Origin of the sequence: Pacificitalea manganoxidans, assembly GCF_002504165.1 — a bacterium.
Taxonomy (GTDB): domain Bacteria; phylum Pseudomonadota; class Alphaproteobacteria; order Rhodobacterales; family Rhodobacteraceae; genus Pacificitalea; species Pacificitalea manganoxidans.
This window is the reverse complement of sequence record NZ_CP021404.1, coordinates 2,671,570-2,696,507: the sequence shown is the minus strand read 5'-3', so window position 1 is coordinate 2,696,507 and position 24,938 is coordinate 2,671,570. Positions and strand designations below refer to the sequence as shown.

Genomic DNA, 24,938 nt, shown 5'->3' with positions numbered 1-24,938 from the left:
AAGCGCGTGGATTGTTCCCGACCTGCCGTTGCGACAAGACGGGCGGGCGAAGGGCGGCTGCTCATCGCAGGCGCATCCCTTCGGGATTGAAAACCATTTCGATCACCGCCCACTGGCCGTATTTTTCGGCCGGCAGCTGAAAACCGTTGGAGCCGCAACGGATGATCGCCCGCCGCGCGGCCTCGAATGCCTGACGCGCCGCTGCTTCCGAACCGCCCTCATAGCCTATCATACGGATTGAGCCGGTGTCGGGGGTCGCGTTCTGGTTCATGTTTACCGAAACGGTGACCGTGGTGCGCAGTGCCTCGGACGATAGCGAGCCGACATTCCAGCATTGCTGCACGCCCACGCGCAGGGCTTCGCGCTCGCCCGCTGTCATCGGCGGGCCGGAGCGGGTCGGCGCCTGTTCGGGAGCAGACGAACTGCTGCCCACCGCATCGGCCACGGCATCGGCAATCGCATCGGCTAGCGGATCGGCGGCAGGTGCGGGCTCTGGTTCAGGCTCGGGGGTGGGCGCGGGGTCCGGCGTGCGCTCAGGCTCGGGCGTCGGGGCCGGATCGGGCGTGCGGGCGGGTTCCGGTGTGGGGGCCGGTTCGCGCGGCGCGGCGGGGCGCTGCGGGCGCTGGCGGGGACGGGGCGAGCCGGTGGGGGCGAGCGCCAACTGTTCGCCTCCTTCGGGTGTCTCGGCCTCGGTCACGATTTCGGTCGCGGCTTCCTCGGGCGCGGTCGCTTCCTGCGGTTCGGCCACGGTTTCGGCCTCGGCGCTTTGTTCGGGCTCGGCGGCCTCCTGCACATCGGGCGCGACCTGCGCATCGGGGGCCGGGGCGGGGGCCGGGGTCGGTGCGACACGCGGTGCAGGTCGGGGCGTCGGTGTATCCGACCGACCCGGGGCCATCGTCGCACCGGCGGTTTCCTGCGGCGCGACCGGCGCGTCGGGCGCCACATCGCTGACCTCGGCGCGCGGCGTTTCGGCAAGCTCGGTCACATCGGGGGCCGCGTCCGGCGTCTGCGGCGCGGGCGCAGGTTCCGGTTCCGGTGCGGGGGCAGGGGCCGCTTCGGGCGCGGGGGCGGCAGCGGTGTCGGTTTCCGGCGCGGGCGGCTCCGGCGCGGTGGGCGTCGGGCTTTCGACCTCGGGCGGGGCGGTGGAGGCATTGTTGACGAGCGCAGCAAACTCATCCCCCGAGATCATCGTGACCTCGGTGAATTGCATGTCCTGCCGGTCATGGGAAAACAGACCGCCCAGCAGCGCCCAGAGGATGAGCACCGCATGTCCGATCCCGGAGATCATCGTGCCGGTTTTCACCCTGCGCGCTCCCGTTCCAACTGGTTCACATTCGCCCGCCCCGTTCGGGGCGCCCTGATCCTATGGCGGCCGCGCCCGTGCGCGCCGCTCAATTGCCCGCGTCGGTGCCGTCGAGCCTGCGCCCGCCGGTATCGGTGACAAGCCCGATATTGGAGAAGCCGCCCGCGTTCAGCGCGCCCATCACCTCCACCACGCGGGCGTAGGGGATCGATCCGTCAGCCCGCAGGAAGACCTTGTCATCCGCACGTTCCGCCGCGATGCCTTGCAGGCGGGGGATCAGTTCGGCCTCGTCGACCTCGGTTGTCTGGATGGTGACCAGACCGTCCGGGGTCAGCGTGATGGTCAGCGGCTCTTCCTGCTCATGCGGAAGCGCCTGCGCGGCGGTTTTCGGCAATTCCACCGGCACGCCCACGGTCAGCAGCGGTGCCGCGACCATGAAGATGATCAGCAGCACCAGCATCACGTCGACAAAGGGCGTGACGTTGATTTCGGCCATCGCCGCGGGACGCGCCCGACGCCGACCGCGCCGCTTGCCGCTTCCGCCGCCCTTGATGACACCCGCTCCCATCGCTCAGGCGTCCAGCTGGCGCGACAGAATGGTGGAAAACTCGTCGGCGAAGCTTTCGTAATTGCCGATGATGCGGTCGCTGTCGGTCGACAGCTTGTTATAGAAAATCACCGCCGGAATTGCCGCAAGCAGACCCAGACCCGTGGCCAGCAGCGCCTCAGCAATACCGGGGGCGACAACGGCAAGGTTGGTGTTCTGCGCAATGGCGATTTCTTCGAACGCGGTCTTGATGCCCCAGACGGTGCCAAAGAGCCCGACGAACGGCGCGGTGGATCCGACCGTGGCGAGGAAGCTCAGCCCGCTGTTGAGCTGTTCGGTTTCCTTGGCAATGGCCACGTCCATCGAACGGTCGATGCGCGACTGGGCCCCGGCGATCAGCGCGCCATCGTCGCGATGCGAGCGGCGCCATTCCATCATACCGGCGGCAAAGATGCGCTGGGACGAGCCTGCGGGATCTGGGCCGATCTGCTCGAACAGTTCATCGAGCGGCTCCCCCGACCAGAAAGCCCGGTCGAACCGGCCCGCCTGCGCCCGGGCGCGACGATAGGTGATGTGTTTCTGGATGATAATCGCCCATGACCAGAACGATGCGACGATCAGCAGCAGCATGACCAGCTTCACCGTCAGGGTGGCACGCGCGAAAAGGGCGAGCATGGAGAAATCAATCTCCTGCGCCATAGCAAGTGTTTCGGTTTCCATTCTGCCTGCTCGTTGCTCGGGGCGGCGTTGTTGGCCGCTCATTACAGGTGATTCTAACGAAGCGGCAGAGGAAAATCCAACACAACCGCGTCATCGCACGGCCGGTGAGCCCGTGCTTGCCGATCGGGGTATGGCTCAGTCCTGTCCGGGGGCCTGCGCTTGGGGCGCCAACTGGCCGCGCAGCGCGTCCGGCAGGCGCGCCGGTCGCCCTGTCGGACCCAGCGCCACAAGCGTCACCTGCGCGGTAAACAGCACCGTGTCGTCGCGCAAAACCCGTTGCGCCATTTCCAGCCGCGCGCCACGCAGCAGACCGGGCACGGTTTCCACCCGCAACACGTCGCCGAACCGGGCCGGGGCAAGATAGTCCGCCTCCAGCCGCCGCACCGCAAAGACGGTGCCCGCAAGGCGCAAAGCCTCCTGATCGAGCCCGAGCCCCGCGATCCAGTCGGAACGGCCACGTTCGATGAATTTCAGGTAATTGGCATAGTAGACGATCCCGCCCATGTCGGTGTCTTCATACCAGACCTGCACGGGGAGAAGATGCGGTGTGCTCATGTCTGCGGGTGTAGCAGCGGGCAGACCTGCAGGGAATAGGGCGGGCGCATCGTGAACCTGCTCGCGCGGGCGATAGGCCCCCGACGGGAACCGTGGCGTTCGTCCCGCGCGCTGCCCTGAAAATATACCTGCCGTGCCACGGACCCGAACCGGCCCGACGGAGTTAGGCCGCGCAATGCTTTCCCCGGAGGGACCGATGCGAACCTATGCCTGCGTGTGCGGCAATACCCTGTTTTTCGACAATTCCCTGTGCCAGACCTGCGGGCGCGAGGTCGGCTGGTGCCAGAATTGCGAGACGATCTCCGCGCAGGAGCCGCAGGGCGGCACCGATTGGGTTTGCATGACCTGCAACACGACCAACCACAAATGCGAGAACTACGCCGACTGGGCGGTTTGCAACCGGATGGTGCCGGCATTCGAGGATGAAAGCCTCTGCGATGCCTGCCGTTTCAACGATACCGTGCCGGATATGAGCGTGCCCGGAAATCAGGAGAAATGGGCGCGGCTGGAGGCGGCAAAGCGGCGGCTGTTCTACGCGCTTGACCGGCTTGGCCTGCCTTATGGCGCGCGCGATGACGGGATTGATCCGCCGCTGTCCTTCGCCTTTATGGGCGATCCGGTCGATCAGGGGCCGTGGCGGCGGATGGATGACGCCGAGCATGTCTATACCGGCCATGCCAACGGGCTTATCACCATCAACATCAAAGAGGCCGACGACGCTGCGCGCGAAGCCGCCCGTGTCGATATGAACGAGGCGCACCGCACCCTGATTGGTCATTTCCGCCATGAGGTCGGGCATTACTATTGGGATCTGCTGGTCAAGAACGACCCGGTCAAATCCGCTGCCTTCAACGACACGTTCGGTGATCCTGAAAACCCAGATTACGCCACTGCGCTTGACCGGCACTATCAGGAGGGCCCGCCGGAGGATTGGCGCGAAACCCACATCAGCGCCTATGCGACGATGCACCCGTGGGAAGACTGGGCCGAAAGTTTTTCGTTCTATCTGGACATGCGCGCCGTGCTCGACACGGCGGAGCAGCTGGGTCTGCTGGCGCCCCGCGCGGATGCCGAACAGGAAAATGTGGATCTGATGCTCGCGCGATATGCGCAGTTGGGATTGATCCTGAACGAGCTAAACCGGGAAATGGGGCTGCTGGACTTCATGCCTCAGGTCATTACACCGCCGGTCGCGGACAAGCTGAAGGCCGTGCATGCAGCGCTATGGGATGCGCGTCGCGGGGCGATGGCGGCCTGAGCGCGGTCAAAGCACCCGCAACTGCCCGTCTAGCCAAGGCAGCCGGGCGATTGTGGGTTGGACGACCATATCGGCCAGCAACCCGCGCATCCGCGTGGCGACCTGTCCCGGCATGTCTTGCAGCACGCCCGCTCGCGCCGACAGCGTGATCCGGCGGCTCAGCGGGGCAAAGGGCAGGGGGAACACATCGGCCTCGTCCCGGAACCGGTGCGCGCGCGCCAATCCAAGCGGCGTCAGGATCGTCCAGCCCGTGCCCCGCGCCACCATCGCCATGATGGCGTGATAGCTGTCGAGTTCGAATCGCCCCGAGGGACGCAGTTCTTGTGCCAGCAGATGCGCATGGATCTGACGGCCCATCATGTGCCGCTGGGTATATTGGATCAGCGGCAGTTCTCGTAATGCGGGCTCCAGCGCGGCGGGGGTCGTGACACGCCCGCGCGGCATCGCGATGACATAGGGCTCTTCCAGCAGCGGATGGGTTTCCATCCAGTTGGCGCGCTGCCCGGTATCGGCGGCGACGATGACATCTAGGGTGCGATGCTCCAGATGATCGGTGAGCCGATGACTGGCGCCCGTTTCCAACAGGAACTGGCAGCTTTTCAACTCGTCTGCCATCAGGCTCAGCAAGGCGGGCGTCACATCGGCGTCCAAATCCTCGATCATCCCCAGCCGGAAGCTGCGCAGATGGCTCAGGTCATGCGCGGCCAGTTCGGCCTGCGCCTGTGCGGCCTCGTGGCGAATGCGGGTCGCGCGCCGCAGAAACGTCCGGCCTGCCGGTGTCAGGGTGAGCGGGCGGGTCGAGCGGTCGATCAGCGTGCAGCCCAGGGCCGCCTCCAGCCCGGTAATCTGCTGGCTGACGCCCGAGGGGCTTGCCCCCAAACGGCGCGCGGCGGCGGAAATCGCGCCCTCTTCGGCGGTGGCGAGAAACACCTCGATCCCCCATAGCGTTACCCGGCCCGGCGTCTCTGACATGATCGCGGCCCCTTCGCTGCGGCGTTCGGCGCGGACCCTAGGACGGAACCTGCCGCGCGGGCAACCGGCTCTGGCGCGTTGCGGGCATGGCGGGGCCGTTGAAACACGCGCGCCACCCGGCTAGCGTCACGTTCAGACCTCCCATCCAAGCGGATTTTCCCTATGCCCGATACTTCCACTCCCCAAAGCTGGGAAGCCCGCGCCGAGGCTGCGAGCTTCTACGGGTTCACCGATCTGCCGACGATCCATGAGCGCGGCACGGTCGTGCTGACCCATGGCGAGGGCCCCTATGTCGTGGATGTGCAGGGACGCCGCTATCTGGATGCCAATTCGGGTCTGTGGAACATGGTTGCGGGCTTTGACCATCCGGGCCTCGCCGCCGCCGCAAAGGCGCAATATGACCGGTTTCCCGGCTATCACGCGTTTTTCGGACGGATGAGCGATCAGACCGTGATGTTGTCGGAAAAGCTGATCGAGGTGTCGCCTTTCGCGCGGGGCAAGGTGTTCTACACGAACTCCGGCTCCGAGGCGAACGATACGCTGGTCAAGATGCTGTGGTTTCTCAACCGTGCCGAGGGCCGCCCGCAAGCGCGTAAAATCCTGACCCGCAAGAATAGCTATCACGGGGTCACGGTGGTCTCGGCCTCCATGACGGGAAAGCCCTATAACGACGTGTTCGGCCTGCCGCTCGACGGGTTTATTCATCTGGGCTGCCCGCATTATTGGCGCGAGGGGCGCGATGGCGAAAGCGAGGCCGACTACACCGCGCGTCTCGGGGCGGAGCTGGAGGACACCATCGCCCGCGAAGGGGCCGCCAGCATCGCTGCGTTCGTGGCCGAGCCGGTGATGGGGGCAGGCGGGGTGATCGTCCCGCCCGAGGGCTACTTCCAGACCATCGCCCCGATCCTGAAACGCCACGGCATCCCGCTGGTCTCCGACGAGGTGATCTGCGGCTTCGGGCGCACCGGCGCGGTCTGGGGCTGCCAGTCGCTGGATTTCATGCCTGACGCGATCATCGCGTCAAAGGCCATGACCGCCGGGTATTTCCCGATGGGCGCGGTGATCCTTGGCCCCGACCTTGCCGACCGGATGCAGGACGCGGCGGAGGCGATCGAGGAATTTCCGCATGGCTTTACAGCCTCCGGTCATCCGGTAGGCTGCGCCATCGCGCTGAAGGCGATCGACGTCATTTTGAACGAAGGTCTGCTGGACAACGTGCGCGCGCTGACCCCCCGGTTCGAGGCTGGCATGGCTCGTCTGGCACAGATGGACCATATCGGCGAGGCGCGCGGCATGGGCCTAATGGGCGCGCTGGAGGCCGTGCAGGACAAGGCAGGCAAGGTGCCCTTTGACGGCAGCCTGTCGGTGTCCGAGCGTATCGCCAACGCTTCCACCGATGCCGGGCTGATCTGTCGCCCGCTGGGGCAGGCCGTGGTGCTCTGCCCGCCGTTTATCATGACCGACGCCCAGATGGACGAGATGTTCGAGAAGCTGGAACAGGCCCTGACGCGGGTCTTTGCGGAGGTCGGATAACCGCACCGAAGGCCGCAGACGTGCAGCGCAGGGGGGCAATCCTAACCCTCCTGTGACGGCAGGCTGACGGGCATTTCTTGATCTGAGCCTGATTCGCCGTTAGCAGCGCGAGGCTCCGGCGCGGTCCGGGGCCTGCGAAACGGAGCGATGAGCGAATGGCGACTGACAATCCCAACCAGTGGAAGACACTGGACAAGGATCTCAACCGGATCAGCCAGGTGGAATATGCGACACAATACCTGTCGCGCTCCACCGTGGGGATCGGCGTCGCGCTGGCCTTCATGGTCGTGGCGGGGATCGCGGCGGCGGTGTTCGCGGGCGTCGGCCATGACGGGGTGATCCTCGTCGCGGCGGCGGTGTTCGGGGCCTATATGGCGCTGAATATCGGGGCCAATGACGTCGCCAACAACATGGGGCCTGCGGTGGGTGCGAATGCGCTGACCATGGGCGGGGCGATCATCATCGCGGCAGTGTGCGAAAGCGCGGGCGCGTTGCTGGCGGGGGGCGATGTGGTGTCGACCATCGCCAAGGGCATCGTCAGCCCAGACGCCTTTACCGATAACACCGTATTCATCTACGCGATGATGGCGGCGCTCGTCTCCTCTGCGCTGTGGGTGAACCTTGCGACGCTGGTCGGTGCGCCGGTCTCCACCACCCATTCCGTCGTCGGCGGGGTCATGGGCGCGGGCATCGCGGCGGCCGGTCTGGGCGCTGTCAGCTGGCCCACGATGGGCGCCATCGCGGCCAGCTGGGTGATTTCGCCCGTATTGGGCGGGGTGATCGCGGCGGCGTTTCTGGCGCTGATCAAAAGCCGCATCATCTACCGCGAGGATAAACTGGCCGCCGCGCGGGTCTGGGTGCCGATTCTGGTCGCGGTGATGGCGGGGGCATTCACCACTTACCTGACGGTAAAGGGGCTGAAGCGGCTGATCGACATCGACCTGCCTGTGGCCATTTTGCTGGGGCTGCTCGTTGCGCTGGGCACTTGGGCCATCGCCCGTCCGCTCGTCGCGCGCCGGTCCGAAGGGCTGGAAAACCGCAACCGTTCGCTCAAGGTGCTGTTTGGCCTGCCACTGGTGCTGTCGGCGGCGCTGCTGTCCTTTGCGCATGGGGCCAATGACGTCGCCAATGCCGTCGGCCCGCTTGCGGCTATCGTGGCGGTTCTGGAGACGGCGACCCTATCGGGCGCAGTGGCGGTGCCGTTCTGGGTGATGATGATCGGCGCGTTCGGTATTAGCTTTGGCCTGTTTCTGTTCGGGCCGAAACTGATCCGCATGGTGGGCAGCCAGATCACCAAGCTCAACCCGATGCGCGCCTATTGTGTGGCACTGTCGGCGGCGCTGACCGTGATCGTGGCCTCATGGCTGGGGTTGCCCGTCTCGTCGACCCATATCGCCGTGGGCGGGGTGTTCGGGGTCGGCTTCTTTCGGGAATGGTATATGGCGCGGCGCGCGCGCAAGCTGCATCCGGCCAAGCCGGGCAAGGTCATTGCCCGCGAGGAACGCCGCCGCCGCAGACTGGTGCGCCGGTCGCATTTCATGACCATCGTTGCGGCATGGGTCATCACCGTCCCGGCGGCAGCGTTGATGTCGGGGGTGATCTTTCTCGTGCTGGAACAGCTGGCGCCCTGACGCGGTGAGAGCCGCCAATCTCCGCGAGGGGGATTGCCCGGACCCGTCGCTCTGCCTATAGACGGGCGAAATCCGAAAAGACCGACGTGGAGCGCATCATGGCAGGCCATTCCAAATGGGCCAACATCCAGCATCGCAAGGGCCGGCAGGACGCTGCCCGGTCCAAGCTCTTCTCCAAGCTGAGCAAGGAAATCACCGTCGCCGCAAAGATGGGCGACCCTGACCCCGAGAAAAACCCGCGCCTGCGGCTCGCGGTCAAGGAGGCCAAGTCGGTCTCGGTGCCCAAGGACGTGATCGAACGCGCGATCAAGAAATCACAGGGCGGCGATGCCGATACCTACGAAGAGATCCGCTACGAAGGTTACGGCCCCAACGGCGTCGCGGTGATCGTCGAAGCGATGACCGATAACCGCAATCGCACCGCCTCGACAGTGCGCTCGACCTTCTCGAAGAACGGCGGCAATCTGGGCGAAACCGGGTCGGTGTCGTTCATGTTCGAGCGGAAGGGCGAAATCGTCTATCCCGCGTCGGTGGGTGACTACGACACCGTAATGATGGCCGCGATCGAAGCGGGCGCCGAGGATGTCGAAAGCTCCGATGACGGGCATGTCATCTACTGCGCCGATACCGACCTGAACGAGGTTTCGACCGCACTAGAGGCCGATCTGGGCGAAAGCAGCACGACCAAGCTGATCTGGAAGCCGACGACCACGACCGAGATGGATCTCGACGGCATGCAGAAGCTGATGAAGCTGATCGACGCGCTCGAAGATGATGATGACGTGCAGAAGGTCACCACCAACTTCGAAGCCAGTGACGAGGTGATGGAGCAGCTTTGAGCCGCGCCACGCATGACGACCTGACAGGGGCGATCCGGCAGCGGGTCGCCCTTTTTTACGCGCCGGGGGTGCGGATCGCCGGGCGCAGCTTGATCTTCGGCCAGTGGTGCATCGGACTGGCATGAAAAGCTACCTCGTCGATACGGCGGCGTCGTTGGTGTTTTTCACCACCATTGCCGCGCTGAGCGAGCTGTTGATCGCGGGCATGGCGCCGGGGCAGGTGCTGATCGCCCGGTTGATCATGATCCCGGTCATGCTGGCCACGTCCCGCCCCTATGGCCTGTGGCGCGACTGGGTCTTCGCGCGGTTCCAGCCCGCGCGCTGGATCAGCGTCACCCTGACCGACATTGTCGCGTTCGTCGCGTTTCAGGTGCCGGTCTATATCACCACCCTCGTCGTGGCGGGCGCAACATGGGCCGAGATCGGCGCAGCGGTCATGACCGCGATCGTCTTTATGATCCTGCTCAGCCGGCCCTTCGGGATCTATTTGGAAACCCTGCGCAACTGGACCGGCACAGCGGACCGCCGGGGGCCGTAGCGCCCGTTGCCCGTCTGGCCCCTTGCCCGTCCGGCCCTTGCGGCACTGCGGTTCCCTATGCGCTGCAGGACATGCTAGACAGGCGCATGAACTCTCAGGATCCGACCCGCCCGTTCCGCCTGATGGCGCGGAACAACCGACTGACCAATTTTCGCCTTGGCCAGACGCTTCGCCAGCTTGCCCCCAGTGAATGGGAGGCGCCGCGCAGCGGTTTCTTTCCGTCGCTGCGGTCAACGCTCAACCACCTGCTTACTGTCGATCTTTTTTATGTCGATGCGCTCGAAGGGGGCACCACCGGTTTCTCTCACCGCGAGACGCCAGAGCCTTACCCCGACCTTGACGACCTGATCGCCGCGCAGGCCGAGGTGGATCAGCGGCTGATCGATTTTTGTGAAGGGCTGGCCCCGGCGGATCTGGATCGCGTGGTCGAAGTGCACCGCCCGGATCGCGTGCAGCGGGAGCCTTTGCCGGAATTGCTGCTGCACATGTCCCATCATGCCACGCATCACCGGGGACAGGTTCATGCGATGCTGGCGGCGACCTCGATCGCGCCGCCGCCGCAATTCGATGAGTTCCTGACCCGCGATGCGACGCCCGCCCGCCGCGACGAGATGCGTGCCTTGGGCTGGAGCGAGGATTACCTCGCCAGCTGAGCCAGCGCGGTGGCGGTCACGCTTGGCCAGCCGCCGCGCGCCACGCTTTGCGCACAGAGGCCGTGAGCGGAGCCAGCGCGGGCGCAATCAGGCGTCCCACCTGCCACGCCAGCGGCACGTCGAGCGGCGTGTCGGGGATCAACTCCACCAGTCGTCCCGTCGCCAGATCCTCCCGGATCAGCAATTCCGGGTTGGCCCCGTAGCCAAGCCCAGCCCGCGCGGCCTCGGCAAAGCCATGGGATGAGGGCAGCCAATGGGTCGGCATCACGATCTCATGCCCGAACACCGCGCGCGACCAGCGGCGTTGCAGACCGTCCTTCAGATCGTAGGTCAGGGCAGGGGCCTGAGAGAGCGCCTCCGCGGTGACCCCATCGGGGCACCAGCGCTCAAGAAAGCTGGGCGCGGTCACGATCCGGTAACGCATGACACCCAGATCAATGCGGTCGCATCCGGGGATCACGCCGTCATGGGCGCTGACCGCCGCCGAGACCTCGCCCCGGCGCAGCCAGTCGGCGGAATGGTCCTGATCGTCGATCACCAGATCGAACAGAAACTCCGGCGCGCTGCGCATGGCCTCGATAAACCATGTCGCAAGACTGTCGGCGTTCACCGCAACCCGCACCGGGCGCGGGCCATCGACCATCAAGGGGGCGGGCAGATCAGCGGCGATATCCTGCGCCAGCCGGGCCTCCATCAACCGGGTTTCCCCGACATGGCGCACCAGCCGCGCGCCAACGGCTGTCGCGCGGGCGGGCTGGCCCCGCACGACGAGCGCTGTGCCGGTGCGTTCTTCCAATTGGCGGATCCGCTGGGAAATCGCGGAGGGCGTCACTGCCAGCCGGGCCGCCGCGCGATCAAAACTGCCAGTCTCCACCACAGCGGCAAGCGCCAGAAGTGCAGGATAGTCGAGCATTAGCCAGCCTTAATTCGCCGTAGATCATATAAATTGAGCTTATCTTGCGGCGTAGCTAAGTCCAACCGGGAACAGATCCCACACCGGAGCCTCCCCGTGACCCAAGCCTTTGTTAGCGGTTTCAGCCTTGGCCTTGGGCTGATCATGGCCATCGGGGCGCAGAATGCCTTTGTGCTGCGGCATGGGCTGCGCCGTAGTCATGTCTTGCCGCTGGTGGTGATTTGCGCGGGGTCCGATGCGCTGCTGATCGCGGCAGGTGTCGCCGGGGCTTCGGTATTGCTGGATGGCGCGCCGTGGATCGCCTCGCTGATGCGCTATGCCGGCGCCGCGTTCCTGATGGTCTACGGGCTGTTGGCGCTGCGCCGTGCGCTGGGCCCGGCAGAGGCGCTAGATCCCGATGGACAAGGGGCGCAGCGGCTTTGGCCCGTGCTGGCCACCTGTCTGATGCTGACATGGGCGAACCCGCATGTCTATCTGGACACGGTGCTGCTGCTGGGTTCGATTTCGGCGCAGTTCGGCGCGGAGCGATGGCATTTCGGGGCAGGGGCGATGCTTGCGTCGCTGTGTTTCTTTACGGCTTTGGGTTTTGGCGCGCGGCTTATGGCGCCGCTATTCGCCCGGCCCGCCGCGTGGCGCGCGCTGGATGTGGCCGTGGCCGTGACGATGCTGCTGATCGCGCTTTCGCTGGTGCTCGGGGCTTGACCCGGCCGGGTCGGGGACGGCGGCTGCGCGCCAGACCCCGCCCGCCTTGGGCTTACTCCCCAGCCGTGGCGAGGGCCCGCGATGCCTTCTGCGAGGCATAAGCACAGACCAGAAGTTGCGCCATATGGTAGATCATCAGCGGCAAAACGATGGCGGCAAGATCCGCCGGCGGAAAGAGGGCCGTCGCGATCGGAAGCCCGGAGGCAAGGCTTTTGGTAGACCCGCAATAAAATAGAACCGCCCTGTCGGCCCGTTCGAGACCAAAGACGCGCCCCGCCCAGACCATGAGCGTCATCGTGATCGTTAGAAAGGCCAAGACGACCAACGCCAACAGGCTCAGCGTCGCCACCGGCAGCGAGGCCCAGAGCCCCGAAACCGTGCCTGCGCTGAAGGCCGAGAAGACGATCAACAGAATCGCGCCGCGATCTACGATCAGCGTCAGGGTTTTATGTTTGCGCACCTGCCCCCCGATCCACGGTCGGGTGAGCTGACCCAGAAGGAAAGGCAGCAGGATCTGGGTCGCGATCTTGAGCACCGCATCAAGCCGGATACCGCCATCGCCAGTATGCAGCAGCGCGGCGACCAGAAGCGGCGTCAGAACCACGCCGATGAGGTTCGATACCGAGGCGGCACAGATCGCGGCGGGCACATTGCCGCCCGCCATGCCCGTAAAGGCGATCGAGCTTTGCACCGTCGAGGGCAGCACGGCCAGAAACAGCAGGCCCAGCGTCACAGTTGCGCCAAGCAGCGGACTGGTCAGCGTGGCAATCGCAAGTCCCACCACCGGAAACATCAGGTAGGTGGCGGCAAGGGTCAGCCCCTGCAACCGCCAATTGGCGAGCCCGGCCTTTACCGCGGCGGGCTCCAGCTTGGCACCGTAAAGGAAAAACAGCAGCGCCACCGCCCAGAAGGTGACGTGCCCCAGCAACTCCGCCGCGAGGCCTGACGCCGGGGCCAAAACCCCCAGCGCCACCGTGCCCACCAGTAGAAGCATGTAACGGTCGATGCCGATACGATTGAGAAAATCCATTCCGGATGTCTCCGTGTCAGGGAATGATCAGATCAGAAGCCAGCCGCTTGGCCATCCTTGCGCGGGTCCGATCCGGCGGCATAGCCACCCTCCGGCAGGCGCTGCACCAACTGTGCGCCGCCAAATCCAAATGCGTTGTCCGGCGCTTCCACCGTGATCTGGTGTCCCAGCGCCCGCAGCCCTTCGATCACCTCAGCCGAGAGCGTGGGCTCGCAGGCCACATCGAGCCCGGCCAGCATCCGCCAGCGCGGCGCATCGGCGGCGGTCTGCACGTCCTGACCCCACAATCTGGTCCGCAGAAGCAGCTGCACATGACCCTGGGCCTGAATCGGACCACCCATCATGCCAAAGGCCATCAGCGGCGCGCCGCCCTCCATCGCGAACCCGGGGATGATGGTGTGGAACGGGCGTTTGCCACCCGCCACGCAATTGGGATGACCCGGAGTGGTGGTGAAGCCAGACCCCCGGTTTTGCAGTGAAACGCCGATGCCCGGAACCACCACGCCAGACCCGAAACCGGCGTAGTTCGATTGAATGTAGCTGACCATCATGCCCGAGGCATCGGCGGTGGCGAGCAGCACCGTGCCGCCGCGGGTCGGAGCGCCGACACCGTGATCGATGGCCCGCTCAGGATCGATCAGCGCGGCGCGTGTTTTAAGGTAGGCCGGGTCGAGCAGGGCGGTTTCGTCGACCGCGGTCATATATTCGCGGTCGGCGACATAGGCGTGCAGGTCACGATAGGCCAGCTTGATCGCCTCGATCTGCAGGTGAATGGCCGCAAGATCATCGGGGCCGTAATCGCGGATCGCGGTGTGTTCGAGGATGCCGAGCGCCATCAGCGCGGCAATGCCTTGGCCATTGGGCGGGATTTCATGCAGTTCGGTGTTGCCGAAGCTTTGGTGAACCGTGCCGCACCAATCGGCGCGATGCGCAGCCAGATCGTCGGTGGTCATTGCGCCGCCGTTGGCCTGTAGGAAGGCGGCGATTTTCTCGGCAATCTCGCCTTCGTAGAAGGCTTTTCCGCCGGTCTCCGCGATGGCGCGCAGGGTGCTGGCGGCGCCGGGGTTGCGGAACCGCTCGCCAGCGCGCGGGGCGCGGCCTTCGGGCAGGAAAGTCTCAGCAAAGCCGGGTTGGTCGCCCAGCTTTTTCGCGGCCTTGGCCCAGAGGCTGGCGATCACCGGAGATACCACGAATCCGTCTTCGGCATAGCTGATCGCTGGCGCGAGCACCGTGGCGAGATCGAGCTTGCCGAATTTCTCGGAGAGCGCGACCCACGCGCTGATCGCGCCCGGCACGGTGACGCTGTCGACTCCGATTTGCGGCATGCCCTGCGGGAAACGCTCCGGCCCCCATGCTGCGGGGGCGCGGCCAGAGGCGTTAAGGCCATGCAGCTGTGTGCCGTCCCACAGAATGCAGAACGCGTCGGACCCAAGGCCGTTGCCGCTGGGCTCGACAATGGTCAGCGCGGCGGCGGTGGCGATGGCGGCGTCCACCGCGTTGCCGCCCTGCTGCAAAATGCGCAGCCCGGCTTGGGTGGCCAGCGGCTGCGAGGTGGCAACGACGTTGTCGGCCAGCACGGGCGAGCGGCGCGAGGAGTAAACCGGGTCATGACGAAAGTGCATATGAGGTCCTTATCGGAACGGCAGGTGTCAGGGCGCGCGACAGAGCCTGCGTGGTTTTCTGCGGCAAAACCATCACAGAAAGTGACGCGGCGCCAGCAGGCTTTCGCTGGCTGGCACCGCGCGGCGGCTTAGACGGGGTCGCCGACCTGAATGGTCAGTTCACCCAGCCCTTCGATGGCGCCCACCATGGTGTTGCCGGGCACCACCGGTCCGACGCCATGCGGCGTGCCAGCCATGATGATGTCGCCCGGCTGCAACGCGTAGTATTTCGACAGGGTCGAGATGATTTCCGACGTCTTCCAGATCATCAGTTCGAGGTCGGAACTTTGCCGCACGTCGCCGTCGACGGTCAGCGAAATGCTGCCCTTGTCGCGGTGACCGACCTGCGACACCGGATAGATCTCGCTGCAGGGCGCGGAATGATCGAAGGATTTTTTGAGTTCCCAAGGCGCGTTCGGCCCGCTGTTGGTCTCAAGCAGGCGGCGGCGGGTCATGTCGATGCAGATGCCGTAGCCATAGATATGCGACAGCGCCTCGTCTTCGGGGATGTTATAGCCGCCGGATTTAAGCGCCACCATCAACTCGATCTCGAAGTGAAAATCGTCGGTCAGCGGCGGGTAGGGGACAGTGCCGCCATTCTGCACGATGGAATCGGCGGGTTTTTGAAAAATGATCGGAAAATCGCGCGTCGCATCGCCGCCCATCTCCGCCACATGTGCCACGTAGTTCTTACCGATGCAGTAGATACGGCGCACCGGGAACCGGGCCTCACTGCCCGCAACCGGAAGCGACACCTGCTCGGGCGCGGGGACAACGAATGACTTGGAGATTTGCATAGAGATCCTCGGTGTTTGACTGAATTTCAGCCATCGATAACGCACTAAAATCTCTAAATCCAGAAAAAATGCATTTTTCTTGACTCGTTTGGTGGATAGTGCAGTCTGCTACTTGTGAACACCAACAGCGAGGGACAGAAAATGACAACAAGACGACAGATGCTGACCACGGGTGTGGCAGCGATTTCGATGATGGCGATGAGTTTTGCGGCACATGCGCAGGACCTGACCAAGGTGACGCTGGCCATTCCGAGCCCGAGTGGGCTGGGCTACTTCGCGCTGTATAACGCCATCGGTGAAGGCTATATGGCGGAAGAAGGCATTGAGGTCGAAGTGCAGAGCGTGAACGGCTCCGCGCAGGTTCTTCAGGTGCTCGCCGCCGGTCAGGCCGAGTTTGGTCATCCGGGGCCGGGGCCGCTTCTGAACGCCCGCGAAGGCGGCGAAGATATCGTCTATATCTATAACTACTTCTCCTCGAGCCAGTTCAGCCTGGTCGCGGAAGCCGATTCCGGCTTCACCTCCCCGGCCGATCTAAAGGGCAAGGTCGTGGGCGTAGGCACGGCGGATGGCGCAGAAGTGGCTTTTGTTCGCTCGATCTTTGACGCGGCGGGCATGAAGGAAGACGAAGACTACAGCTTCATCACCATCGGCGAAGGCGGTATGGCCGTGGCCGGTTTCATGCAGGACGCGATTGATGCCTATGCTTCCGACACTGTCGGCATGGCGACGCTGCGCCTGCGCGGCATTGATCTGGTCAACCTGACCCCGTCGGAGTTCAAGGGCTACTTCGGTAACGGTTATGCAGTGACCCGCGAATACCTCGACGAAAACCGCGACCTGATCGAAGGCTTTGGCCGGGCACTTGTGCGCGGCGCGAAATTCGGTGCCGCGCCGGGCAATCTTGAGGCAACGCTGGATCACGCCGAAATCGGCAACCCGCAGCTGCTGGAGGACCGCGATTTTGCGCGTGCGCTGTTGGAAACCTACATCATCCGCACCGCACCGGCCTATCCCGAGCAAGGCTATGGTTACCAGCATCCGGACGCTTGGCAGAACTGGCACGACACGCTGGTGAGCTCTGGCGATCTGGCAGCGCCGATGGAGGACCTGACCAAGGCCTACACGAACGAATTCATCGAAACGTGGAATGCCGAATGATCGCGCAGGACATTATGAAGTCGGCCGGGGTAGCACCCCGGCCGATCTATGAGCTCAGCGGGGTCTCGCGCTATTTCAAGGGCGGCGAAATCACCGCCCTCGACGGTGTCGATTTCGAAATCGCACAGGGCGAGTTCCATTCGGTGATCGGCTCAAGCGGATGCGGCAAGACCACCTTGCTGAAGATCATGGCCGGTCTGATGCCCCCCTCGGAAGGCCGGGTAATGCTGGGCGGCAAGCCGGTGCTTGGCCCCCGCGACGACATCGGCATGATGTTCCAGCAGGCGACGATGTTCCCGTGGCGCACGACCATCGAAAACATCCTGCTGCCCATCGAGATCCGCAGGGGCCGCAAGGCCGCGATGGCCGCGCGTCCGCGTGCGGAGGATCTGCTGAAGGTCGTTGGTCTGGCAGGATTTGAGGATGTCTATCCCTCCTCGCTGTCGGGCGGCATGGCCCAGCGGGCCGCGATCTGCCGGATGCTGATTTCGGACCCGGATGTTCTGTTGCTGGATGAGCCGTTCAGCGCGCTTGACGAGATCACCCGCGACTTCATGAACCTCGAACTTCAGAAGGTCTGCATGGAACGTAACGCGTCGGCCTTCCTCGTCACCCATTCGATTTCCGAGGCAGTGATCCTGTCCGACACCGTGCATGTGATGTCGGCCCGCCCCGGTCGCGTGGTCAAGTCGGTCAAGATCGACCTGCCGCGCCCCCGCACGCTGGAGATGACCACCCTGCCAGAGTTCGGCGCCTATGCCACCACGATCCGCAACCTCCTCGACAAAGGAGCTTTCCTGTGAGCAATGCAGAAGTGACGTTGTCAGACGTCTCGGTGCCGACCGAATATCCCGACCATAAGGTCTGGGAGGAAAAGGTCTCGTGGTCCGCGCGGGTGCCGCGCTGGTTTTCCATGGCCGTCATCATGGCGGTGTTTCTGGGGTGCTGGCACTTCGTCACGTCGCTGGGACTGGTCTCGCCCCTGATCCTGCCGTCGGTGCCCGATACCTTTGCCGACATTCTGTTCGTGGGTAAAAGCCTGCTGTCGGGCACATACATGCTGTCGGCCTTCTGGGTCACCACGCAGGAGGTGCTGGTCGGGTTCGTGATCGCGGTCACCGTCGGCGTCACGCTGGGAGTTCTGGTGGGGGAAACCACCATCGGCGAACGCGCAGTGATGCCCTATATCGTGGCCATCGACACCATGCCCAAGATCGCCTTTGCGCCGCTGTTCGTCTCGTGGCTGGGCTTTGGCATTGCGTCGAAAGTGGCGCTGGCGGCCTTTATCTCGGTGTTTCCCATCGTTGTGGGCACTGCTGCCGGATTGCACGCCGCCGATGCCAATGGCCGGATGATGTTCCAAAGCATCGGCGCCTCGCGGATGCAGACCCTGCTGATGCTCAAGGTGCCCTCGGGGCTGCCGCAGTTCTTTACCGGGCTTAAAATCGCCTCGATCAGCGTCGTTGGCGGCGCGGTAGCGGGCGAATTGTTGGGCGGGGGACAGGGATTTGGTGAATTGATCCGCGCAGCCGCAGCGCAACTTAGCACGGCGCGGGTGTTTTCATTGATCATCTATCTCAGCCTGCTAGGGGTGGCGATGTTCGGATTTGTCTCTTGGATGCAGCACAAGTTCGTTTTCTGGCAGCGCAGCAGTACAATCAGGCCGCCGGTTTCGTGAGACTGGCCGCTTTTCACCACCCGGGAATCTGAACGATGTCCGACAAGGATCAGAAATCAACCCGCGCCACGATGGTCTATGACCGGCTGCGCCGTGAGATACTCACCGGGCAGTTCCGACCGTCGGAGAAACTGCGGATTGATGCTATTGCCGGCGCCTATGGCGTCGGCAACAACGCGGTGCGCGAAGCTTTGTCGCGGCTCGCGGCGGAACGGCTGGTGGATCGTCACGAGCGGCGCGGTTTCACCGCGCCGACGCTGGGGCTTGAAGACTGGCGGGTGCTGGGGCGAACCCGGTTTTTGGTGGAATCCATGGCGCTGCGGGAATCGATGCTGAACCGCACCGATGCCTGGGAGGAAAGCATCGTCGTCGCCTTTCACCACCTGTCCAAGATCGGCAAGGCGGCGGGCTTCCGGCAGGACTTGCCGGAGTGGAACACCGAACACCGCAATTTCCACCGCGCGTTGATCGCGAATTGCGGCTCCCATTGGCTGCTGGATTTTTGCGAGCAACTCGCCGATCAGGCGCAGCGCTATATCTACGTCTCGAACCTATACCGGGTGTCGCACCGCGATGGCTTGGCGGAGCATCGAGACCTGATGGATGTGGTGCTGGACGGCAATATCGCGCAGGCCGAAGCGGCCCTCGTTGCGCATTATTCCAAGACCCTCGTGAACCTCGAGGAGTTGTTTCAGACCGAAGATTTCTTGGCGACTTTGGCCCCGGCAGACCCCGGATGATCTGAGGGCTGTGCGTTGGTGCAGCCGCATAGCGGTGCTCATCGGGCGCGGCAATTACCTGCTCTCGGCACGGAATTCCTTGCGCCCCGGCGCGGGGTGAGAGACTGTCCGGCATGACCGATCACACCGGGGCGTCTCGCACGTCCGCTCCCCCCCGTGCCACCACGCCACAGAACCCTGAGCCGCGCAGCGCGACGCCCGCTGCCGCGCCGCCGGTATCCGCCGCGCGCCCCGCCAAGGGCAGCGCTCCGCTGGCCGGTATATTGTGGATGGTGGTGACGGGGCTGTGCATGGTCGGCGTTACCGCAACGGTCAAACAGGCTGGCGGGCGCATCCCGGCTGCGGAATCCGCGTTTCTGCGCTATGTGCTGGGGCTCGTGTTTTTCCTGCCGCTGGTGCCGAAACTGCTGCGTACGCCGATGACCGGCGAACTGGCGCGGCTTTATGGGTTTCGTGCGGTGGTGCATACATTGGGCGTGATGTCGTGGTTCTACGCGATGGCGCGTATCACGATGGCCGAAGTGACGGCGCTGAATTACCTGTCGCCCGTGCTGGTCAGTATCGGGGCCGCGCTGTTTCTGGGTGAGAGGATGGCACTGCGGCGCATGGCGGCCATTGGTGTGGCGCTGATCGGCACGCTCATCATCCTGCGGCCGGGGCTGCGCGCATTGGAGCCGGGGCATTTCGCGATGCTGGCCACGGCGACGGCTTTTGCCTGCTCCTACCTGACCGCAAAGCGCCTGACCGCATTGGCGGAGCCGGTGGTCGTGGTTGCGATCCTGTCGATCACCGTGGCGATCGGGCTTGCCCCATTCGCGCTGCTGAACTGGGTGCCCCCCACGATGGAGGAGGTGTTCTGGCTTTTCGTTTGTGCGGGGCTGGCCTCAGCGGGGCACTTGTTCATGACCTTTGCGTTCCGCGCGGCCCCAATGGCGGTGACGCAGCCGGTGACCTTCCTGCAACTGGTCTGGTCGGTGCTGCTCGGCGCGGCCCTGTTCGGGGAGGCGGTCGACGTCTGGGTTATCGTCGGCGGCGCGTTGGTGCTGGGCGCGATCAGCTTCATCACTTGGCGCGAGGCGATGCTGAACCGTCGCATCACCCCGGCGTCGCCCGCGCTGAAAGGCTAAGCTGCTTCTAGCGGAATTTGTCGGCGAGCCGCTGAAGCGGGCTGCGCGCTTCGGGCTCTTCTGCCGCCGGGGGGGCGGCGGGTTTCGGCGCGCTCGGCTTGGCCGGGGTGTCCGGGGTCGCGTCGGGCTTTGGTCCGCGTGTGCCGCCGGAACTGCGCGCAGGCGCGACCCGCCGCGCCACCGCGTTCTGGAATCCCGGACCATCACCGCGCGCCAAGGCCGCCGCCCCGTCAGAGATGCCGCGCAGCAGATCGTCGAGCCATGCCTCATCCGCTTTCGCGAAATCATGCAGGACATACCCTGCGACGGCCTCCTTACGGCCCGGATGACCGATGCCCAGCCGCACCCGCGCGTAATCCGGTCCGGCATGCTGATGGATCGAACGCAGCCCGTTATGACCCGCATGACCGCCGCCCTGCTTTAGCCGCAGCTTGCCCGGCGCAAGATCCAGTTCGTCGTGAAACACGGTCAGGTCGCCTGCGTCGAGCTTATAGAACCGCAGCGCCTCGCCCACCGACTGCCCCGAAAGATTCATGAAGGTTTCGGGCTTGAGCAGGATGACCTTCTCCCCGCCCAATGTGCCTTCACTGACGGAGCCCTGAAATTTACCGCGCCATGGCGAAAAGCCATGATCCTCGGCGATCCGCTCCACCGCCATAAAGCCGATATTGTGCCGGGTCTGCGCGTATTTCGCGCCCGGATTACCAAGGCCGGCAAAGATCATCATGGCGAGCGTCCTTTTCATGCATGGGGCGTCGCGCCTTCCTGCCGAAATATGCGCCGGAAGTGAAGGGGCGCGCCCCTGTGCCGCGCGCGCCACGCATAGCCTGCATGACAGCATACAAAGAGAGCCAATTCCCACGCAACCGGGGCTGTTCGTCGCCGGGCGAAACGCCTATGACGCGAGCCTTGGCAAGCGAGGGCAGGATATGGGCGAGGTTGAACTGGCGGCGTTGCTCTGTGCCTTTCTGGCAGGCAGCGAGACCGAAACACGGCACTATTTCGACGATTACGATCAGAAGCGCTACGTGCGCATCGACTGCGAAACCGACACCCATGTGATCGAGGTGGGGCTGGATCAGAAAGCCTCGTCCCGTGACAGCGTGCATCAGGCATTGTTCGCAGCCTTCCTGACCGGCAAAAAACCGATGGTCGTGCTGATCGACCGCGATGGTTTCGAAGGCCGGTTTGAATACGAAATGCGTCAGGTGACCCGCGCGGCAGGTGTGGCCTATGCCCGCTGTTCAGAAGATTTCATCCAACGCTGGGCCGCGACCGCCCCGTTTCGCGCCGCAGGCAGTGACAAGCGGCTGGACGATCTGCCGCGCGAAGCCTCGGCCCGCAGCCAGTGCGATCTGACCGAAGGCGCAGGCGCTCAGACCCGCCCCCGCCCAAACCCCAAGATGCTTCGCTGAATTGCGCTGACCGGCGGATAAGCTGCGAACGGATGGCGAACATGCGCTTTCCCTGCGGCGCGGCTTGGGCTAGATTGGCGCCATGAGCAGCTATGATGACAACGACGCCTTCGAGGCGGCGGCCCGTGTGCCGTTGTCGCAACGCGCCATGGGCGCGCAGGCCCACCCGTATCTGAATGATCTCAACCCCGCGCAGCGCGAAGCGGTGGAAGCGCTGGACGGTCCGGTTCTAATGTTGGCCGGGGCCGGCACCGGTAAGACCAAGGCGTTGACGACCCGGATCGCGCATCTGCTGCGCACCGGCACCGCGCGCCCGCACGAAATCCTTGCGGTAACCTTCACCAACAAGGCCGCCCGCGAGATGAAAAACCGCGTCGCGCGGCATCTTGGCGAGACGGTCGAGGGGATGCCGTGGCTGGGCACGTTCCATGCGATCTGTGTGAAATTGCTGCGCCGCCACGCGGAACTGGTCGGGTTGAAGCCGAACTTCACCATTCTCGACACGGACGATCAGATCCGCCTGCTCAAGCAGCTGATTTCAGCCGCGAACATCGATGAGAAACGCTGGCCCGCGCGGCAACTGGCCGGGATCATCGACGGGTGGAAGAATCAGGCGCGCACGCCTGACCGCATCCCGGCAGCCGAAGCGAGCGCGTTTGATGGCAAGGGCCCCGCGCTTTATGCCGCATATCAGGAACGGCTACGCACGCTGAACGCCGTCGATTTCGGCGACCTGCTGCTGCACATGCTGGTGATTTTCCAGACCCATGAGGATGTTCTGGCGCAGTATCGGCGCTGGTTTCGGTTCATCATGGTGGACGAATACCAAGATACCAACGTCGCGCAGTATCTGTGGCTGCGGCTGCTGGCCTCGGAGCATCGCAACATCTGCTGCGTCGGCGATGACGATCAGTCGATTTACGGCTGGCGCGGGGCCGAGGTGGGCAACATCCTGCGGTTCGAGAAGGATTTTCCCGGCGCGCGGGTTATCCGGCTGGAACAGAATTACCGCTCGACCCCGCATATCCTTGCGGCTGCGTCCGGTGTCATCGCGGCCAATCAGGGCCGTTTGGGCAAGACCCTCTGGACCGAGGAGCAGGACGGCGAGAAAGTCCGCCTGATCGGTCATTGGGATGGCGAGGAAGAAGCCCGCTGGATCGGCGAAGAACTCGAATCGATGCAGCAGGGCACCCGTGGTCTGCGGCCCTTCAACCTTGATCAATGTGCGATTCTGGTGCGCGCCAGCCACCAGATGCGCGCCTTTGAGGATCGGTTTCTGACCATCGGCCTGCCGTATCGCGTGATCGGCGGGCCACGGTTCTACGAGCGGCTCGAGATCCGCGATGCGATGGCCTATTTCCGCGTGGCGGTATCGCCCGATGATGATCTGGCTTTCGAGCGGATCGTGAATACGCCGAAGCGGGGTCTGGGCGAAAAGGCGATCCAGAAAATGCAGATCGCCGCACGGGCCAATGGCGTGTCGCTGTTTGAAGGCGCGCGGCTGGTTCTGGCCGCGGGCGATCTGGCCGGGCGGGCAAAGGGCCAGCTGACCGCGCTGCTGGACGGGTTCGGGCGCTGGCACGGGGCCGTGCTGGACCAGCGCGAAAGCCATGTCGAGCTGGCCGAGACGATTTTGGAAGAGTCCGGTTACGTCGCCCACTGGCAGAACGATAAGACCCCCGAAGCGCCGGGGCGTCTGGAAAACCTAAAGGAACTGGTCAAGGCGCTGGAGAATTTCGAGAACCTGCAAGGGTTTCTCGAACATGTCGCGCTGATCATGGACAACGAGACCGAAGAAGGCGGGCCGAAAGTGTCGATCATGACACTGCACGGCGCCAAGGGTCTGGAATTCCCTGCGGTCTTTCTGCCGGGCTGGGAGGACGGCTTGTTCCCGTCTCAGCGCGCGATGGACGAGCAAGGCCTCAAAGGGCTCGAAGAGGAACGGCGCCTTGCCTATGTCGGCATCACTCGTGCCGAAGAGCTGTGCACTATCTCCTTTGCAGCGAATCGTCGGATTTACGGTCAGTGGCAATCCGCCTTGCCCTCGCGCTTCATCGACGAATTGCCCGAACAGCATGTCGATGTGCTGACGCCGCCCGGCCTCTACGGGGGTGGCTACGGCGCTGCGGGTATGGATAGCAGCTTTGGCAGTGGTATCGAACAGCGCGCCGCATCGGCCAACGTATATAATTCGCCGGGCTGGAAACGGTTGCAGGCGCGCGGTGCGCAGCGTGGCATGGCACAGCCGCAGGAAAGCCGGAACATGGTGATCGACATGACCGCTGTGTCGGCCTTCACCACCGGTGACCGGGTTTTTCATCAGAAGTTCGGCTATGGCGTGGTCGCTGATATCGAGGGCGACAAATTGGAAGTCGCGTTCGATAAGGCGGGCCGCAAAAAGATCGTCGCGAAATTCGTGGTCTCCGCTGATGCAGCGGATGACGTGCCGTTCTGATCCGACGGACGCCGCCCTGATCGGACGTGTCCGGCCGATGCCCTGAACCAATAAGTTCCCCGTGAAACACGCAACCCACGCGCCCGTCAGGCGTGTGGGGCATGCTGCGCGCTGCGCAGAAATTAGTGATGTGCAGAAAACAAAAAGGCGCCGGTCTCAGGGAGGAGGAGGAGACCGGCGCCGGTATCAGAAGGCCCAGGGAGGAGGACGGGCCTTTCCGAACTGTGGTGGGTCGCATCGTGATGCGTCCCGGAATGAGAGGCGACGACCTCAGGGAGGAGGAGGGGCCGTCGCCGTTTTCAGAAGGCCCAGGGAGGAGGACGGGCCTTTCCGAACTGTGGTGGGTCGCATCGTGATGCGTCCCGGAATGAGGGGCGACGACCTCAGGGAGGAGGAGGGGCCGTCGCCGTTTTCAGAAGGCCCAGGGAGGAGGACGGGCCTTTCCGAACTGTGGTGGGTCGCATCGTGATGCGTCCCGGAATGAGGGGCGACGACCTCAGGGAGGAGGAGGGGCCGTCGCCGGTATCAGAAGGCCCAGGGAGGAGGACGGGCCTTTCCGAACTGTGGTGGGTCGCATCGTAATGCGTCCCGGAATGAGAGGCGACGACCTCAGGGAGGAGGAGGGGCCGTCGCCGGTATCAGAAGGCCCAGGGAGGAGGACGGGCCTTTCCGAACTGTGGTGGGTCGCATCGTGATGCGTCCCGGAATGAGAG

At 64.3% G+C, this 24,938-nt stretch carries 25 protein-coding genes; 15 read left to right on the top strand and 10 right to left on the bottom strand.

All coding sequences use genetic code 11. The features are described 5' to 3' along the window. Positions 1-61: 61 nt before the first annotated feature. From CBW24_RS12250 to CBW24_RS12235, 4 genes are all read right to left on the bottom strand, one after another. A complete protein-coding gene (locus tag CBW24_RS12250; RefSeq protein ID WP_088663656.1) occupies positions 62-1,303 on the bottom strand; it encodes a cell envelope integrity protein TolA in 1,242 nt (413 codons plus the stop codon). 88 nt (positions 1,304-1,391) lie between these two features. Further along, positions 1,392-1,871, bottom strand: coding sequence for a protein TolR (tolR, locus tag CBW24_RS12245; protein WP_088663657.1), 480 nt, complete (start codon positions 1,869-1,871; stop codon positions 1,392-1,394). A gap of 3 nt (positions 1,872-1,874) precedes the next feature. Beyond that, positions 1,875-2,570, bottom strand: a complete 696-nt coding sequence (tolQ, locus tag CBW24_RS12240) for a protein TolQ (RefSeq protein ID WP_088663658.1) — start codon at positions 2,568-2,570, stop codon at positions 1,875-1,877. 135 nt (positions 2,571-2,705) lie between these two features. Continuing rightward, positions 2,706-3,125 (bottom strand): YbgC/FadM family acyl-CoA thioesterase, encoded by a 420-nt coding sequence (locus CBW24_RS12235; RefSeq protein WP_097373761.1) that lies wholly within the window; start codon positions 3,123-3,125, stop codon positions 2,706-2,708. Positions 3,126-3,321: 196 nt separating this feature from the next. On the opposite strand from CBW24_RS12235, the gene CBW24_RS12230 reads away from it, so the two are divergent. Then, positions 3,322-4,383 carry a zinc-binding metallopeptidase family protein gene (locus CBW24_RS12230; protein ID WP_097373760.1) on the top strand — a complete coding sequence of 354 codons (1,062 nt, stop codon included), beginning with the start codon at positions 3,322-3,324 and terminating at the stop codon, positions 4,381-4,383. A gap of 6 nt (positions 4,384-4,389) precedes the next feature. Here the strand turns inward: CBW24_RS12230 and CBW24_RS12225 are convergent, their stop codons facing one another. After that, the gene (locus CBW24_RS12225) at positions 4,390-5,355 is read right to left on the bottom strand and encodes a LysR family transcriptional regulator (RefSeq protein WP_097373759.1); all 966 of its coding nucleotides are present in this window, start codon (positions 5,353-5,355) and stop codon (positions 4,390-4,392) included. 162 nt (positions 5,356-5,517) lie between these two features. Between CBW24_RS12225 and CBW24_RS12220 the strand changes: the two genes are divergently transcribed. The 6 genes from CBW24_RS12220 to CBW24_RS12200 all read left to right on the top strand — a co-directional run bounded on the left by CBW24_RS12220 (position 5,518) and on the right by CBW24_RS12200 (position 10,549). Beyond that, entirely contained in the window at positions 5,518-6,888 is a 1,371-nt protein-coding gene (locus tag CBW24_RS12220; RefSeq protein WP_097373758.1) for an aminotransferase, read from the top strand. Between the two features lie 155 nt (positions 6,889-7,043). Then, on the top strand, positions 7,044-8,519 hold the full coding sequence (locus CBW24_RS12215; RefSeq protein WP_097373757.1) for an inorganic phosphate transporter: 1,476 nt from the start codon (positions 7,044-7,046) through the stop codon (positions 8,517-8,519). 98 nt (positions 8,520-8,617) lie between these two features. After that, positions 8,618-9,358 (top strand): YebC/PmpR family DNA-binding transcriptional regulator, encoded by a 741-nt coding sequence (locus tag CBW24_RS12210; RefSeq protein WP_088663703.1) that lies wholly within the window; start codon positions 8,618-8,620, stop codon positions 9,356-9,358. Then, positions 9,355-9,483, top strand: a complete 129-nt coding sequence (locus tag CBW24_RS18760) for a hypothetical protein (protein WP_269779744.1) — start codon at positions 9,355-9,357, stop codon at positions 9,481-9,483. Before CBW24_RS12210 ends, CBW24_RS18760 begins: the two co-directional genes overlap by 4 nt. Beyond that, complete coding sequence (gene alaE / locus CBW24_RS12205) at positions 9,480-9,896, top strand: L-alanine exporter AlaE (protein WP_097373756.1); 417 nt, start codon at positions 9,480-9,482, stop codon at positions 9,894-9,896. Before CBW24_RS18760 ends, alaE begins: the two co-directional genes overlap by 4 nt. Positions 9,897-9,982: 86 nt before the next feature. Then, the gene (locus tag CBW24_RS12200; RefSeq protein WP_097373755.1) at positions 9,983-10,549 is read left to right on the top strand and encodes a DinB family protein; all 567 of its coding nucleotides are present in this window, start codon (positions 9,983-9,985) and stop codon (positions 10,547-10,549) included. Between the two features lie 16 nt (positions 10,550-10,565). Here the strand turns inward: CBW24_RS12200 and CBW24_RS12195 are convergent, their stop codons facing one another. Then, positions 10,566-11,462 (bottom strand): LysR family transcriptional regulator ArgP, encoded by an 897-nt coding sequence (locus CBW24_RS12195; protein WP_097373754.1) that lies wholly within the window; start codon positions 11,460-11,462, stop codon positions 10,566-10,568. Positions 11,463-11,558: 96 nt separating this feature from the next. Here CBW24_RS12195 and CBW24_RS12190 point away from each other — a divergent pair, with 96 nt between their 5' ends. After that, positions 11,559-12,164, top strand: a complete 606-nt coding sequence (locus CBW24_RS12190; protein ID WP_232529771.1) for a LysE/ArgO family amino acid transporter — start codon at positions 11,559-11,561, stop codon at positions 12,162-12,164. Between the two features lie 52 nt (positions 12,165-12,216). On the opposite strand, the gene CBW24_RS12185 is transcribed toward CBW24_RS12190, so the two are convergent. The 3 genes from CBW24_RS12185 to CBW24_RS12175 all read right to left on the bottom strand — a co-directional run bounded on the left by CBW24_RS12185 (position 12,217) and on the right by CBW24_RS12175 (position 15,652). Then, complete coding sequence (locus tag CBW24_RS12185; RefSeq protein WP_097373753.1) at positions 12,217-13,194, bottom strand: bile acid:sodium symporter family protein; 978 nt, start codon at positions 13,192-13,194, stop codon at positions 12,217-12,219. Positions 13,195-13,226: 32 nt separating this feature from the next. Then, a complete protein-coding gene (locus CBW24_RS12180; protein ID WP_097373752.1) occupies positions 13,227-14,816 on the bottom strand; it encodes a gamma-glutamyltransferase family protein in 1,590 nt (529 codons plus the stop codon). A gap of 128 nt (positions 14,817-14,944) precedes the next feature. Then, positions 14,945-15,652 carry a fumarylacetoacetate hydrolase family protein gene (locus CBW24_RS12175; protein WP_088663669.1) on the bottom strand — a complete coding sequence of 236 codons (708 nt, stop codon included), beginning with the start codon at positions 15,650-15,652 and terminating at the stop codon, positions 14,945-14,947. A 141-nt stretch (positions 15,653-15,793) separates the two neighbouring features. On the opposite strand from CBW24_RS12175, the gene CBW24_RS12170 reads away from it, so the two are divergent. From CBW24_RS12170 to CBW24_RS12150, 5 genes are all read left to right on the top strand, one after another. Next, positions 15,794-16,810 (top strand): ABC transporter substrate-binding protein, encoded by a 1,017-nt coding sequence (locus CBW24_RS12170; protein ID WP_088663670.1) that lies wholly within the window; start codon positions 15,794-15,796, stop codon positions 16,808-16,810. Beyond that, positions 16,807-17,613: an ABC transporter ATP-binding protein gene (locus CBW24_RS12165; RefSeq protein WP_088663671.1), complete on the top strand. Its 807-nt coding sequence runs from the start codon at positions 16,807-16,809 to the stop codon at positions 17,611-17,613. Before CBW24_RS12170 ends, CBW24_RS12165 begins: the two co-directional genes overlap by 4 nt. Next, the gene (locus CBW24_RS12160; RefSeq protein WP_374708972.1) at positions 17,610-18,488 is read left to right on the top strand and encodes an ABC transporter permease; all 879 of its coding nucleotides are present in this window, start codon (positions 17,610-17,612) and stop codon (positions 18,486-18,488) included. The genes CBW24_RS12165 and CBW24_RS12160 overlap by 4 nt, the downstream gene beginning before the upstream one ends. Before the next feature lie 35 nt (positions 18,489-18,523). After that, entirely contained in the window at positions 18,524-19,228 is a 705-nt protein-coding gene (locus tag CBW24_RS12155) for a GntR family transcriptional regulator (RefSeq protein ID WP_088663673.1), read from the top strand. A gap of 269 nt (positions 19,229-19,497) precedes the next feature. Then, positions 19,498-20,355 carry a DMT family transporter gene (locus tag CBW24_RS12150; RefSeq protein WP_374708980.1) on the top strand — a complete coding sequence of 286 codons (858 nt, stop codon included), beginning with the start codon at positions 19,498-19,500 and terminating at the stop codon, positions 20,353-20,355. A 7-nt stretch (positions 20,356-20,362) separates the two neighbouring features. Here CBW24_RS12150 and pth read toward each other — a convergent pair whose 3' ends face one another. Continuing rightward, positions 20,363-21,082 carry an aminoacyl-tRNA hydrolase gene (gene pth, locus CBW24_RS12145; RefSeq protein WP_097373751.1) on the bottom strand — a complete coding sequence of 240 codons (720 nt, stop codon included), beginning with the start codon at positions 21,080-21,082 and terminating at the stop codon, positions 20,363-20,365. On the opposite strand from pth, the gene CBW24_RS18535 reads away from it, so the two are divergent. After that, positions 21,081-21,770, top strand: a complete 690-nt coding sequence (locus tag CBW24_RS18535) for a hypothetical protein (RefSeq protein ID WP_198405182.1) — start codon at positions 21,081-21,083, stop codon at positions 21,768-21,770. The two genes, pth and CBW24_RS18535, sit on opposite strands and share 2 nt — an antisense overlap. Before the next feature lie 82 nt (positions 21,771-21,852). Next, positions 21,853-24,225 carry an ATP-dependent helicase gene (locus CBW24_RS12135; protein WP_097373750.1) on the top strand — a complete coding sequence of 791 codons (2,373 nt, stop codon included), beginning with the start codon at positions 21,853-21,855 and terminating at the stop codon, positions 24,223-24,225. Positions 24,226-24,938 lie beyond the last annotated feature (713 nt).